Raw genomic sequence first — 15188 nt, 5'->3', positions numbered from 1 at the left:
TATGATAGTTACTGGATTCTGCAGCTCTCTCACGACATAAGGATTATTGCCTAACTATGGCAATAAATTGCCCTCCTAAAGGGCAAAAAGATGCCATCACTAGGCAATAATTAGAATGAGGCTTCATTCAAAACGGGATGTAACCTTACTGCCGAGCAATGCACTCCTAAATCTTCAGAATGCTTCCGCAGTAAAAAGCCTACTCTCGTTTTCACTCTTCACTCTTCACCATTTAGCCTGAAACTCCGATAAACACTGGGGATTTGAGAGGTGAAGAGTGGCGCTGACTCTTCACCACTCTTCACCACTCTTCACCTATCCCTATAAAAAGGTGAAGGGTGGGTGAAGAGTCATTTCAACTCTTCACCCACCCAACTATCTATCCTTCAACCGCTTACACCCAAAAGGTGAAGAGTGAAGAGTTTTTGAGAAAATTCTCTCGCATTCGTTCGAATGCGAAGAGAAAAATCCGGTGTCTTAAGAGATACGGTGGATTAGTCAGCCAACTTAGCCTTCAAGAACTCACGGTTCAAGCGGGCGATGTTAGCGATAGACTCGTTCTTAGGACAAACAGCCTCGCAAGCACGAGTGTTTGTACAGTTACCGAATCCGAGCTCATCCATGCGTGCAATCATCTTCTTAGCACGGGCAGCAGCCTCTACACGACCCTGTGGGAGAAGTGCCAACTGGCTAACCTTTGAGCTGACGAAGAGCATGGCAGAACCATTCTTACATGCTGCAACACAAGCACCGCAACCGATACATGTAGCGCAATCCATTGCCTCGTCTGCATTCTCCTTAGGAATCAGGATAGCGTTGGCATCCTGAGCCTGACCTGTACGGATGCTGGTGTAACCACCTGCCTGGATGATCTTGTCGAATGCTGAACGGTCAACCATACAGTCCTTGATGATAGGGAAACCAGCAGAACGCCAAGGCTCAACGGTGATTACGTCACCATCGTTGAAACGACGCATGTAGAGCTGACATGTTGTAGCACCACGCTCAGTCTTACCATGAGGTGTACCATTAATATAGAGAGAGCACATACCGCAGATACCCTCGCGGCAGTCGTGGTCGAAGACGAAAGGCTCCTGACCTGACTCGATGAGCTCCTCGTTCAAGATGTCGAGCATCTCGAGGAATGAGGTATCATCTGGGATGTTCTTCATCTCGTGTGTATCGAAGTGACCCTGTGCATTAGGGCCGTCCTGCTTCCAATACTTAACTGTGAAACTTATATTTCTTGCCATTGTCTTGTTCGCTTTTTAATTCTTGTAATTTCTTGTCTGTACCTTAATTGCCTCATACTCGAGAGGTTCCTTGTTGAGCACTGGAGCAGTTGTATCGTTGCCCTGATACTCCCAGCAACCTACGTAGAAGAAGTTCTCGTCATCACGCTTAGCCTCGCCTTCCTCTGTCTGGTACTCCTCACGGAAGTGACCACCACAGCTCTCGTTGCGGTGCAATGCGTCGTAAGCGATCAACTCGCCCATCAAGATGAAGTCACGCAAGTGGATAGCCTTATCCAACTCTACGTTCAAGCCTTCCTTCTTACCAGGGATGAAGAGGTTCTTGTTGAATTCCTCGCGGAGAGCCTTCATCTTCTTCAAGCCTTCCTCAAGACCTTCCTTGGTACGACCCATACCTACATGCTCCCAAAGGATGTGACCCAACTCCTTGTGGATAGAATCTACAGAGCGCTTGCCCTGGATACCCATCAGGCGGTCGATTTCCTTCTGAACACCTGCCTCTGCCTCTGCGAACTCTGGGAGATCGGTAGAGAGCTTTGGCCACAATGCCTGGTCGGCCAAGTAGTTCTGGATGGTGTATGGCAATACGAAGTAACCGTCAGCCAAACCCTGCATCAAAGCAGATGCACCCAAACGGTTAGCACCGTGGTCAGAGAAGTTACACTCACCAATAGCGAAGAGACCTGGGATAGTGGTCATCAACTCGTAGTCAACCCAGATACCACCCATTGTATAGTGGATAGCAGGGAAGATCATCATTGGGTTGTAGTACTTCACGCCGTTAATCTCGTTAGCCAACTCACCTGGGTTAACGTCGGTAATCTCCTCATACATATCGAAGAGGTTGCCATAACGCTGCAGGATAACGTCGATACCGAGACGGTTGATAGACTCAGAGAAGTCGAGGAATACGGCAAGACCTGTGTTGTTGACACCGAAGCCCTTGTCGCAACGCTCCTTAGCTGCACGAGAAGCCACGTCACGAGGAACCAGGTTACCGAATGCTGGGTAACGGCGCTCCAAGTAGTAGTCGCGGTCTTCCTCAGGAATATCAGAACCCTTCTTTGTACCTGCCTGCAATGCCTTGGCATCCTCAATCTTCTTAGGAACCCAGATACGACCATCGTTACGGAGTGACTCTGACATCAAAGTCAACTTACTCTGGTTTGTACCGTGAACAGGGATACATGTAGGGTGAATCTGAACGTAAGATGGGTTAGCGAAGTCAGCACCCTTGCGGTAGCACTGGATAGCTGCTGTACAGTTACAACCCATAGCGTTTGTAGAAAGGAAGTAAGCGTTACCATAACCACCGGTAGCGATAACTACGGCGTTGGCAGAGAAACGCTCCAACTTACCTGTGATCAAATTCTTGGCGATGATACCACGAGCGTGACCGTCAACGATCACAACATCCTCCATCTCATAACGGGTGAAGAGCTTTACCTTACCTGCCTCAACCATGCGGCTCAAAGAAGAGTAAGCACCGAGGAGGAGCTGCTGACCTGTCTGACCCTTGGCATAGAATGTACGAGATACCTGAGCACCACCGAAAGAACGGTTAGCCAACATACCACCGTACTCACGAGCGAAAGGAACGCCCTGAGCTACGCACTGGTCGATGATGTCGTTGCTCACCTCAGCCAAACGGTAAACGTTAGCCTCACGAGCACGGTAGTCACCACCCTTTACTGTATCGTAGAACAGACGGTAAACAGAGTCACCATCATTCTGATAATTCTTAGCTGCATTGATACCACCCTGTGCTGCGATAGAGTGAGCACGACGTGGAGAGTCCTGGATGCAGAAGTTCAAGATGTTGAAGCCCATCTCGCCGAGAGAAGCAGCTGCAGAAGCACCTGCCAAACCTGTACCTACAACGATAACGTCGAGCTTTAACTTATTCTTTGGGTTAACCAAACGCTGGTGAGCCTTATAGTTGGTCCACTTCTCAGCAACTGGTCCTTCAGGTATTCTAGAATTTAATGTTTTTGCCATAATCTTTTTTAATACTTAAATGATTATACGAATTATGCGCAGCACAAAGATGGAGCGCAACCGAAAGCGAATGCCAATACGACAACGATGAAGAGGAGAAGCAGGATGGTAGAGTAAATCATACCAATAGTCTTCCAACGGCAGAACCAAGTCTTACCGTTCCAACCGAGAGTCTGAATAGCACTCCAGAAACCGTGAGTGAGGTGGAACCAAAGAGCTACCAACCAGATGATGTAGAGAACTACGAACACTGGGTTAGCGAAGGTGTCCTGGATGAAAGCGAAGCCGTCTGCTGGGTGGTGACCGAAGCTAGTACCCAAAAGCTCAGCAAACATCATGTTGTACCAGAAGTTGAAGAGGTGAAGCAACAAACCGAGAACGATGATGATACCGAGCACCAACATGTTCTGGCTAGCCCACTCTACCTTCTCTGGCTTTGCGGTTACCTCGTAACGCTGATTACCACGAGCACGACGGTTCTGTGCTGTCAGGATGAAAGCGTAAACGATGTGACAAACTGCCAAAGCTGCCAAACCTAATGTTGCAACTACGGCGTACCAGTTAGCACCCAACAACTCGCAGATTGCGTTGTAAGCTTCTCCAGAGAAAAGCGCAACCACATTCATGCAACCGTGGAATGTCAAGAATAGAATAAGAGCGATACCAGTTACTGACATCACTACCTTTCTACCAATAGATGAATTGATTAACCACATAAATGATTGAATTTTAATTATTTAACTGTTTGAAACTAATTTATTATTTCCTTCATCTCGTACTTGCAATACCACTTTCAAGGCATTCTGCAATCCTCATTTATAGGTATATTTTCGCAAGTCTGCTGCAAAATTACTATATTTTAATGATTTATCAAAGTATTTTTGCTAAAATTTCAATTAAATTTCTTACTTTTGCCGAAAATTAGATAAAATATAGATTAGAAACAGAGATTATGAACTTCAATTATGACGTACTCGTTATCGGTGGAGGGCACGCCGGATGCGAGGCAGCAGCTGCCTCGGCAAACATGGGCGCCAACACCTGCTTGATAACGATGGACATGAACAAGATTGGTCAGATGAGTTGCAATCCTGCCATAGGCGGTATTGCCAAGGGACAGATTGTGCGAGAGATTGATGCACTGGGCGGACAGATGGGTATCGTCACCGACAAGACGGCTATCCAGTTCCGTATGCTTAATATAGGAAAGGGACCTGCCGTATGGAGTCCTCGTGCTCAATGCGACCGTGGCAAGTTCATCTGGGAATGGAGAACCATTCTCGACCATACCGACCATCTCGACATCTGGCAAGACCAGGCCGACGAGCTTCTCGTAGCAAACGGAGAGGCAATCGGCGTGCGCACCATCTGGGGTGCAGAATTCTATGCCAAGAGCATCATCATCACCGCCGGCACTTTCCTCAACGGACTGATGCACGTGGGAAGAAAGATGGTGGAAGGTGGAAGATGTGCAGAACCTGCCGTTCATCATTTCACGGAAAGCATCACCCGATGGGGAATCACATCGGCAAGAATGAAAACGGGAACTCCTGTCCGCATCGACAAGCGAAGCGTTCACTTCGAAGACATGGAGGAACAACCGGGCGACATCGATTTCCATCAGTTCTCGTACATGGGCAACCACAGAGTCCTGAAACAGCTTCCTTGCTGGACATGCTATACGAACAGCAAGGTGCACGAAATCCTGAAAAGCGGATTGGATGACTCACCTTTATATAATGGCCAAATCCAAAGCACAGGTCCCCGTTACTGTCCAAGCATCGAAACCAAGCTTGTCACCTTCCCCGACAAGGAACAGCACCCGCTCTTCCTGGAACCAGAAGGTGAAGACACCAATGAAATGTACCTGAACGGATTCTCATCCAGCATGCCGATGGATATCCAGCTGGATGCACTCCACGAAATCCCGGCATTGAGAGATGCGAAGATCTACCGACCAGGTTACGCCATCGAGTACGATTACTTCGACCCAACCCAGCTGAAGCATTCGCTGGAGTCGAAAATCATCAAGGGACTTTTCTTTGCCGGACAGGTAAACGGAACCACCGGTTACGAAGAAGCAGGAGGTCAGGGCACGGTTGCCGGAATCAACGCTGCGCTTCATTGTGTGGGCGACAAGACGTTCGAGATGAAGCGAGACGAGAGTTACATCGGCGTACTCATCGATGACCTCACCACAAAGGGTGTAGATGAACCATACCGTATGTTCACCTCAAGAGCTGAGTACCGCATCCTGCTCCGTCAGGACGACGCCGATGCCCGACTCACGGAAAAAGCATACGAGCTCGGCATCGCCAAGCGCGACCGTTACGACTGGTGGATGGAGAAGAAAGATGCCATCGAAAGAATCATCGACTTCTGCGCCAACTATCCTATCAAGAAAGACGAAATCAATCCGAAGCTCGAAGCACTCGGCACTACTCCACTCCGCGCCGGCTGCAAGCTCATCGACCTCGTGGCTCGTCCGCATCTCAACCTTCAGAACCTGTCGGAAATCATCCCCGACCTGAAGGCAGCGATGGAAGCACCAGACAACCGGAAAGAAGAGATTGCCGAGGCGGCAGAAATCAAGATGAAGTACAAAGGATACATCGAGCGCGAGCGTCTCATCGCCGACAAGATGCACCGACTGGAGAACATCAGAATCAAGGGTCGCTTCAACTACTCTGAGATTCTCGAAATCTCAACAGAAGGACGACAAAAGCTCGAGCGCATCGACCCTGACACGTTGGCTCAGGCAAGCCGAATTCCAGGAGTATCTCCAAGCGACATCAATGTACTGCTCGTCCTACTGGGAAGATAAGCAAAGATGCATTGCCCGTCTTACTAGGAAGGCAAGCAGAAGAATTGGCGGTTTCAGCAAGAAAAACCTGCAAAGCAAGGGATTCTCAGCAATGTTTCACGTGAAACTACTCTTACATAAAGCATTTGATATCAAAGAGCTTAGAGCCTTTTGCATCAAGTAAATTGTGGTTAAAGCAAAACTTCAGTGTTTCCGTGGAACACAGCCGATAAAAGCTGCCAAAACTCGAAGAAATAATAAAAAACATAGTATTAATTTATAGTATAAAAGACAATGAACAATCAGCTATTATTAGACAATCTGCGTTGCATTCCAGATTGGCCAATCAAGGGTGTAAACTTCCGCGATGTTAGTACCCTGTTTAAGAATCCAGAGTCTCTTAAAGAGATCTGCGATGAGATGTACGAGATCTACAAAGACAAAGGTATTACCAAGATTGTAGGCATCGAATCGCGTGGTTTCGTGATGTCTTCTGCCCTTGCAATCCGTCTCGGCGCAGGCGTAGTTTTATGCCGAAAGCCAGGTAAGCTTCCATGCAAAACCGTACAGGAAAGCTATGCGAAAGAATACGGTATGGACACCATCGAAATCCACGAAGATGCCATCAACGAGAACGACATAATCCTCCTTCACGATGACCTTCTCGCTACCGGCGGAACCATGAAGGCAGCCTGCAATCTGGTGAAGAAATTCCACCCAAAGAAGGTGTATGCGAACTTTATCATCGAGCTCGTAAACGAGAATTTCGAAGGCAGAAAGAACTTCGATGAGGATGTAGAAGTATCTACTTTATTGCAGTTGTAAAGCATGAAAAATGCTTGATTAATGCATATAATTCTGCAGCTATAAAGCATACGGGCGTTGCCGTTTCACGTGAAACAGCAACGCTCTTTTACCCTATTTTAACCCCATAAAGGTATGACGAAACAAGAAAATGAGGAAAGATTAGCACGGTTAAAAAGCATCGTTTTAAGCATGCCGGAGAAACCGGGAAGCTATCAATATTACGACGAGAATCACACGATTATATATGTAGGAAAGGCGAAAAATCTGAAGAGAAGAGTATCTTCCTACTTTCATAAAGAGGTAGATAGATACAAGACAAAGGTGCTTGTTTCTAAGATTTTCGACATCTCATACACCGTCGTGAACACCGAAGAAGATGCACTTTTGCTGGAAAACAGCCTTATTAAAAAGTATAATCCAAGGTATAATGTTTTGCTGAAAGACGGCAAAACCTACCCCTCTATATGCGTTACAAACGAGTATTTTCCCCGCATTTTCAAGACGCGCCATATCAATAAAAAGGTGGGAACTTTCTTCGGTCCTTACCCTCATTTGGGCAGTATGTATGCCGTCCTGGAGGTCATCAAGAAGCTATATAAACCCCGTACTTGCAGGTTTCCTATCACTAAAGAAGGCGTGGCGGAAGGCAAATATAAGCCCTGCCTAGAATACCATATTCACAACTGTGGTGCCCCTTGCATCAACAGACAGAGCTATGAGGAGTACCAGGAAAACATGCGCCAGGCGCGTGAAATTCTGAAGGGAAACACCCGGGAAGTAAGCAAATATCTCTATGATCTGATGATGAAAAATGCCGAACTTCTCCGCTTTGAAATAGCCGAAGAATACAAGAAGAAGTATCAATTACTGGATGAATTTGAGGCAAAAAGCGAGGTGGTAAGCCATACGATTACCGATGTGGATGTCTTCACCATCGTGAATGATGAAGCCAACAAGAACGCCTTCATCAACTATATTCACGTGAAAAACGGCACCATCAACCAGAGCTTTACCTACGAGTACAAGCGCAAGTTGGAGGAGAGCGACGAGGAACTTCTGATTACCGCCATACCGGAAATCAGGGAGCGTTTCCACTCCACTTCGAAGGAGATCATCGTACCTTTCGAGATGGAATGGAAACTGAAAGACGCCACCTTCTTCGTGCCGCAGAGGGGCGACAAAAAGCACCTTCTGGAGCTATCGGAAATGAACTGCAAGCAATATAAATTCGACCGCTTGAAGCAGGCAGAAAAGCTCAATCCTGAACAGAAGCAAACCCGATTGATGAAGGAATTGCAATCGAAACTGAAGCTTCCAAAGATGCCTTATCAGATAGAATGCTTCGATAATTCCAATATATCGGGCACGGATGCCGTGGCTGGATGTATCGTATATAAAGGTATGAAACCATCCCGAAAAGACTACCGTAAATACAACATCAAGACGGTGGAAGGACCAGATGACTATGCATCGATGCAGGAGGTGGTAAGACGCCGCTACATTCGCATGATAGAGGAAGAAACTCCCCTGCCAGACCTCATCATCACCGATGGTGGCAAGGGGCAGATGGAGGTGGTAAGAGAGGTGATTGAAGACGAACTGCACCTGGAAATCCCTATCGCTGGTCTTGCCAAGAACGACCGCCATCGCACCAACGAACTTCTCTACGGTTTCCCGCCACAAACCATCGCTCTACCACCAGAAAGCGAGCTTTTCAAGGTGTTGACGCAGATACAGGACGAGGTACATAGATACGCCATCACCTTCCATCGCGACAAGCGAAGCAAGCACGCTCTCCATTCCGAGTTAGACGACATCAAGGGCATCGGTCCTAAGGCAAAAGAAGCGCTCCTGAGCAAGTTTAAGAGCGTGAAAAAGATAAAAGAAGCATCAGAGGAACAGCTTTCAGAGGTATTAGGACCTCATAAAGCCGAGATTCTTGCGAAATATTTCACAGAAAAGAGCTAGAATATGAAATAAAAGTCGTATATTTGCAGTTGAAACTATAGTAATAATAATAAAGATTGAACAGAACCAAGGATTCCACAAAATGCTATTCATAAAGTTCAATGTTCAACATTCAAAGTTCAAAGTAGTAATATGAGAATAGTAATACAGCGTGTCGGCCATGCCTCTGTTACAATCGAAGGAGAAGTAAAATCAGCCATCAAACAAGGCTATCTTATCCTTCTTGGCATTGAGGAAAGCGACACATCTGAAGACGTAGATTGGTTGGTTAGAAAGGTTATCGGCCTTCGTGTTTTCGACGACGAAAATCACGTAATGAACCGCTCCATTATGGATGTAAACGGCGAGGTTCTGGTGATTAGCCAGTTCACCCTATTCGCCAGCTACAAGAAGGGAAATCGCCCTAGCTGGCTAAGAGCTGCCAAGCACGAAATCAGCGTTCCACTCTATGAAGAGTTCTGCAAGAAGCTTTCTGATGCACTCGGAAAACCTGTAGGAACCGGCGAATTTGGTGCCGACATGAAGGTAGAATTACTGAATGACGGTCCGGTTACCATCATGATGGATACCCATAATAAGGAATAAGAATATGACAATAAAAGAAGCACAGGAAGCAGTAGATAAGTGGATTAAGGAATATGGCGTTCGCTATTTCAGCGAACTTACCAATATGGCTTGTCTTACGGAAGAAGTAGGAGAATTGGCTCGTGTCATCGCCAGAACATACGGCGACCAGAGCTTCAAGAAGGGCGAAAATCCTAACCTAGGAGAGGAAATGGCAGACGTTCTCTGGGTTCTCATCTGTCTGGCTAACCAAACGGGTATCGATCTTACCGAAGAGCTCCAGAAAAGCATCGACAAGAAGACCCAAAGGGATGCTGAAAGACATAAGAATAACCCGAAATTGAGGACCATAATGATTCAAAATTGAAGGAGTAAACAACCCGAAATTGAAGGAGTAAACAACCCGAAATTGAAGGAAGAAGCACCCCAGAAATCGAAGGAGTAAAACCGAAATATAAAGAATAATATAGATAACTCAACTTTAATAATTAAAAAAGTAACATTAAGTATGAGCAGCATTAAAGAACAGGTTCTTGCACAGCAGCAGGGACAATACAGCGAGTCAGACGATAAGTATTTATCTGTCTTGAAACAGTATAACTGCGACCTCAACGACGAGGAAGTAGCAGCAGAAGTAAAGAAGATTCTTGACGAGAAGGTAGCAGAAAACGAGACTATGGAGGTGAAGAAATTCCTCTTCGGTAGCATCGAATTGACTTCTCTTCATACAGAAGATACAGAAGAAAGCATCCTGGCAATGATTGAGAAAGTAAATCAATTTGCCAAGGATTATCCTGAACTTCCTCACGTAGCAACCGTATGCACCTACCCTAACTTCGCTGGACTTATCAGTCAGAGTTTGGAGGTAGATGGCGTAGAAATCGCAGTAGTAAGCGGCAATTTCCCTTCATCTCAGACATTCATAGAGGTAAAGATTGCCGAGACTGCTATGGCTATCAAGGATGGCGCTACAGAGGTAGATATCGTTATGCCAGTTGGCAAATTCTTCAGCGAGGATTACGAAGGTCTCTGCGATGACATTCAGGAACTGAAGGCAACCTGCGGTGAGCACAAGATGAAGTGCATCCTGGAAACAGGCGATTTGAAGAACTGCAGCAATATTATGAAGGCTTCTATTCTTGCCATGTATGCAGGTTCTGATTACATCAAGACTTCTACAGGCAAGGAGAAGGTTTCAGCAACCCCTGAGGCTGCTTACGTGATGTGCCAGGCAATCAAGGCATATTATGAAAAGACTGGTATCCAGATTGGTTTCAAGCCAGCTGGCGGCATCAACACCGTTCACGACGCAGTGGTTTACTACACCATCGTGAAGGAAGTTTTGGGTGAAAAGTGGCTTACCAACGAGTGGTTGCGCCTTGGAACCTCACGTCTTACCAACCTCCTCTTGAGCGAGCTTGTAGGAAAGGAAATCAAGTACTTCTAAAAGGAGATTGCACAAGCCAAAACTTTATAAAGGTGATAGGTAAAACACGATACAAGAAGCAAGAAATACAGTAATAGATAAACAGATAAAGGGCTGATTCTCAACGAGAGAACCAACCCTTTTTTAATGTATATCAAGTTTTAATAAATCAAAGTTGCGTGATTAAATGATATTACGCCTTTCGTTCAATCACAAAATCCAAATAAGCCTTCAGCGCATTATAGATGCTCTTATCATCCACATAGGTATCAAGGAAAGTCATCGCCTCGGCATGGAAATCCCACATACACTTATCAGCGTATTCGATACCACCGTTTTCCTTGGTAAACGCAACAAGCTGAGCAATCTCCTCTCGGGATACCGTACGAGCCTTTACCTTTCGTGCAAGCTTCAGCATCTCCTCGTCGCCAGTAGATTTCAAGGCATAGATAACTGGAAGCGTAAGCTTACCCTCGGTCATATCATTTCCGGTAGGTTTACCTATCTCCTTGGAGTCGTAATAATCAAAGATGTCATCACGAATCTGGAAGATAATACCCAGGTTCTGACCGAATCGCTTCGCCTCTTCTATCTCTATGGCAGAAGCATGGGTTGACATTGCACCAATACCTGCACAAGCCTCAAAGAGAGCGGCTGTTTTCTGTTTGATTACCTGATAATATATCTCATCTGAGATTTCATCATTACTAATACTGTTGAGCTGAAGTATCTCACCATTCGACAATATACGACCCAATTCTGCCAGATAGCGAACGATATCCTCGGAGTGCGAATAGGAAACATTTAGCAAAGCGGTAGAAAGAATATAGTCACCAACAAGCACGGCTACCTTATTATTATAAGTAGCATTCACACTTGCCTGACCACGACGCTCGCCGCTTTCATCTACCACATCATCATGCACAAGAGAGGCGGTATGGAGCAATTCCAAACCGACTGCCGAATGCTGGGTAACCTCTGAAACCTTGCCGAAATTTCGTGCCATCAGCAGGATGAGCATAGGGCGCATTCGTTTACCAGCGCGCTGACGGATATGGTCGAGCACCTGGGAAAGGAGGCCATCGCTATGCATCAAAGATTTGTTGAACAAATCAACAAAATCTGCCAATTCTGCCTCAATAGGCTGCTTAATAAGTGATAAATAGTCCATTAATTCTGAAATTTGATACAAAATTACACAATTATTCTTGAAATATCGCATTTTTTTAGTAATTTTACACCATAAAAATGAATATTATGGATAAATTGTTCCTTTTAGACGCATATGCGCTCATTTATAGGTCGTATTATGCCTTTATGAAAGCCCCTCGAATCAATTCGAAGGGACTTAATACTTCGTGTGTAATGGGCTTCTGCAATACCCTCAACGAGATACTCACCAAGGAGAAGCCAACCCATATTGCGGTGGCTTTCGACCATGGCAAAACCTTCCGCCACGAGGCTTTTCCTGCGTATAAGGCACAGCGAGAAGAGACACCGGAAGACATCAAGCTCTCGGTACCTATCATCAAGAATATCCTGGAGGCTTATCATATTCCGATTCTTCAGGTGGATGGTTTCGAGGCGGATGATATCATTGGTACCGTTGCATTGAAGGCAGGCAAGATGGGTATCGAAACCTATATGCTCACACCAGATAAGGATTATGCCCAGCTGGTAAGAGACAACGTATTCATGTTCCGCCCCCGACATGGCGGTGGTTACGAGAAGTTGGGCGTTGCCGAGATTGAAGAGAAATACAGCATCTCTTCCCCACTCCAGGTAATCGATCTTCTGGCATTGATGGGTGACTCTGCCGACAACTTCCCTGGATGTCCGGGTGTTGGAGAGAAGACAGCCATCAAACTCATCAACCAGTTTGGAAGCGTAGAGGGATTGATAGAAAATAGCGCCGAGGTGAAAGGCAAGCTTCGCGAGAAAGTGGAGGGTGCCATAGAGGACATCAAGATTTCGAAGTTCCTGGCAACCATTAGAACCGACGTACCGGTAGAACTCAAGATGGAAGATCTGAAACTGGAAGAACCAGACAATGCCAAATTGGATGAAATCTTCACCGATCTGGAGTTTAAGTCGTTCGCCAAGCGTGTTCTTAAAAAACCTCAAAAAGTGCAAACAAAGGCTACAGGAGAGCTTGATCTCTTTGCCGCACAGCAAGACGATGGGCAAGAAGAGGAAGAAAACACGAGTTTTGAAACCATTAAAACGGTTGTTCACGCATACAAACTCATTGAAACAGAAGAAGATGCACAAAATCTTTTTGATTATTTGATTACAAAACAGATTCTCAGTTTAGACACAGAGACCACCTCCACCTCCGCAGTAGATGCAGAATTAGTGGGATTGAGCTTTGCAGTAAAGGAGAAAGAGGCTTTCTACGTAGCAATTCCTGCAAAACGTGAAGAAGCCTTAAAATTCGTAAACATCTTTAAACCGCTCTACGAGAACCCGGAAATCCTGAAAGTGGGACAAAACATCAAGTACGATTACGAAGTGCTGATGAACTACGGAGTGGAGATACAGGGAAAGATGTTCGATACGATGATTGCTCATTATCTCATCCAGCCGGAACTTTATCACAACATGGATTACCTCGCCGAGGTATATCTCAAATACCAGACGGTTCACATAGAAGAGTTGATAGGTCCTAAGGGAAAGAACCAGAAATCAATGCGCGACCTGTCTCCGACAGAAGTTTACGAGTATGCAGCAGAAGATGCCGACATCACCCTGCGCCTGAAGAATGTACTCGAACCAAAGCTCAAGGAGATAGAGTGCGAGGATTTATTCTGGAATGTGGAGATGCCGTTGGTGCCTGTTCTTGCCCACATGGAGATGAATGGCGTATGCATAGACACAGAAACTTTGAAAGATACGTCTAATAATTTAACCAACCGACTCAATGAGATAGAACATCATATCTATGAGTTGGCAGGCGAGTCATTCAATATCGGTTCTCCACGTCAGGTAGGCGAGATTCTCTTCGGCAAGATGAAGATTGTGGAAAAGCCAAAGAAGACAAAGACCGGACAGTACGTAACGAGCGAGGAAGTATTACAGCAATTGCGCAGCAAGAGTCCAATCATCGATGAGATTCTGAACTACAGAGGATTAAAGAAACTGTTGGGAACCTACATAGATGCCCTCCCCAAGCTCATCAATCCTCGCACAGGTCATATTCATGCTTCTTTCAACCAAACCATCACCGCTACGGGTCGCCTGTCATCCAGCGATCCGAACCTGCAGAATATCCCTGTGCGCGATGATGACGGAAAGGAGATAAGAAGATGCTTTATCCCAGAGCCGGGATGTCTGTTCTTTTCAGCAGATTACTCCCAGATAGAACTCCGCATCATGGCACACCTGAGCGAGGATCCTAATATGGTAGAGGCATTCCTGGAAGGATCAGACATCCACGCAGCTACTGCAGCCAAGATCTGGCATGAAGACATCAAGGACGTAACCGATGCCCAGCGCAAGAAAGCAAAGACGGCCAACTTCGGTATCATCTACGGCATTACCACCTTCGGCCTTGCTCAGCGCATGAACATCGAGAACCGAGAGGCGAAGCAAATCATAGAAGACTACTTCCGCACCTTCCCGGGCGTACATGCCTATATGGAGAAGTCGAAAGAGATAGCAAGGGAGAAAGGCTATGCCGAAACCCTCTTCCACCGTCGTCGCTACCTGCCAGATATCAACAGCAAGAACGGCACAGTAAGAGGCTTCGCAGAGCGCAATGCCATCAATGCCCCTATCCAGGGATCAGAAGCCGACATCATCAAGGTTGCTATGGTGAAGATCTTCAACCGATTCAAGGCAGAGGGCATCAAGAGTAAGATGATCATCCAGGTACACGATGAACTCAACTTCTCTGTTTATCCAGAGGAAAAAGAGAAGGTAGAGAAAATCGTGATAGAGGAAATGGAGAATGCCTATAACTCAAGGTTCCTTTGATTGCTGATGCCGGCTGGGGAAAGAACTGGCTGGAAGCGCATTAAAAAGAGCATCAACTCTTTAGGAAAAGACTTAAAAAGAAAGAAGAAAGACTTCAAAGAGCAACAAGAAAGACTTCAAAGAACAAGAAGAAGAAGCCTTTTCTAGCGTTCAAATAAACAAAAAATAGCTGCAAATGGTAAAAAACGAGCCATTTGCGGCTTTTTTTATAGGTTTATGAGATTCTTTTAACCCGTTGGCGGAATTAATTTAGCGCATACTTAACCCTGCCAATCGGTCTGTTGTTTACATAATTAATATATTGCAAGACTGTAAATGCGCTGATTTTCCCGATGATTCGGGTAAACAGTCCTGGTGTTTGCTTAGCATAGTTTCGGAAGAGCATGAAGTGATC

At 45.9% G+C, this 15188-nt stretch carries 10 protein-coding genes and 2 pseudogenes; 7 read left to right on the top strand and 5 right to left on the bottom strand.

Going from position 1 to position 15188, the window contains the following annotated elements; all coding sequences use genetic code 11:
* Window positions 1-494 precede the first annotated feature (494 nt).
* Genes DW830_RS01420 through DW830_RS01410 form a run of 3 tightly spaced genes read right to left on the bottom strand, consistent with a single transcriptional unit; the run spans window position 495 to window position 3967 of the window.
* Window positions 495-1253, bottom strand: coding sequence for a succinate dehydrogenase/fumarate reductase iron-sulfur subunit (locus DW830_RS01420; protein ID WP_118117872.1), 759 nt, complete (start codon window positions 1251-1253; stop codon window positions 495-497).
* Window positions 1254-1268: 15 nt separating this feature from the next.
* On the bottom strand, window positions 1269-3251 hold the full coding sequence (locus tag DW830_RS01415) for a fumarate reductase/succinate dehydrogenase flavoprotein subunit (RefSeq protein ID WP_117663575.1): 1983 nt from the start codon (window positions 3249-3251) through the stop codon (window positions 1269-1271).
* A 32-nt stretch (window positions 3252-3283) separates the two neighbouring features.
* Entirely contained in the window at window positions 3284-3967 is a 684-nt protein-coding gene (locus tag DW830_RS01410) for a succinate dehydrogenase/fumarate reductase cytochrome b subunit (protein ID WP_119248598.1), read from the bottom strand.
* A 236-nt stretch (window positions 3968-4203) separates the two neighbouring features.
* On the opposite strand from DW830_RS01410, the gene mnmG reads away from it, so the two are divergent.
* The 6 genes from mnmG to deoC all read left to right on the top strand — a co-directional run bounded on the left by mnmG (window position 4204) and on the right by deoC (window position 10840).
* The gene (gene mnmG, locus DW830_RS01405; RefSeq protein ID WP_119248597.1) at window positions 4204-6075 is read left to right on the top strand and encodes a tRNA uridine-5-carboxymethylaminomethyl(34) synthesis enzyme MnmG; all 1872 of its coding nucleotides are present in this window, start codon (window positions 4204-4206) and stop codon (window positions 6073-6075) included.
* Window positions 6076-6348: 273 nt separating this feature from the next.
* The gene (locus DW830_RS01400; protein ID WP_089543078.1) at window positions 6349-6879 is read left to right on the top strand and encodes an adenine phosphoribosyltransferase; all 531 of its coding nucleotides are present in this window, start codon (window positions 6349-6351) and stop codon (window positions 6877-6879) included.
* A 114-nt stretch (window positions 6880-6993) separates the two neighbouring features.
* The gene (gene uvrC, locus DW830_RS01395; protein ID WP_119248596.1) at window positions 6994-8829 is read left to right on the top strand and encodes an excinuclease ABC subunit UvrC; all 1836 of its coding nucleotides are present in this window, start codon (window positions 6994-6996) and stop codon (window positions 8827-8829) included.
* A gap of 132 nt (window positions 8830-8961) precedes the next feature.
* A complete protein-coding gene (dtd, locus tag DW830_RS01390; RefSeq protein WP_118312423.1) occupies window positions 8962-9414 on the top strand; it encodes a D-aminoacyl-tRNA deacylase in 453 nt (150 codons plus the stop codon).
* 4 nt (window positions 9415-9418) lie between these two features.
* On the top strand, window positions 9419-9760 hold the full coding sequence (locus tag DW830_RS01385) for a nucleotide pyrophosphohydrolase (RefSeq protein WP_119248595.1): 342 nt from the start codon (window positions 9419-9421) through the stop codon (window positions 9758-9760).
* A gap of 141 nt (window positions 9761-9901) precedes the next feature.
* Window positions 9902-10840, top strand: a complete 939-nt coding sequence (gene deoC, locus DW830_RS01380; RefSeq protein ID WP_089543074.1) for a deoxyribose-phosphate aldolase — start codon at window positions 9902-9904, stop codon at window positions 10838-10840.
* 172 nt (window positions 10841-11012) lie between these two features.
* On the opposite strand, the gene DW830_RS01375 is transcribed toward deoC, so the two are convergent.
* A complete protein-coding gene (locus DW830_RS01375) occupies window positions 11013-11990 on the bottom strand; it encodes a polyprenyl synthetase family protein (RefSeq protein ID WP_119248594.1) in 978 nt (325 codons plus the stop codon).
* Window positions 11991-12076: 86 nt separating this feature from the next.
* Here DW830_RS01375 and polA point away from each other — a divergent pair.
* Window positions 12077-14838, top strand: a pseudogene (gene polA / locus DW830_RS01370) (DNA polymerase I).
* Between the two features lie 200 nt (window positions 14839-15038).
* Here the strand turns inward: polA and DW830_RS01365 are convergent.
* A pseudogene (locus tag DW830_RS01365) lies at window positions 15039-15188 on the bottom strand (IS982 family transposase); the annotation flags it as partial.

Source organism: Prevotella sp. AM34-19LB (assembly GCF_003468525.1).
In the GTDB taxonomy this organism is placed as follows: Bacteria; Bacteroidota; Bacteroidia; order Bacteroidales; family Bacteroidaceae; genus Prevotella.
The sequence above is the reverse complement of the archived record's forward strand: the minus strand, read 5'-3'. Positions and strand labels throughout refer to the sequence as shown.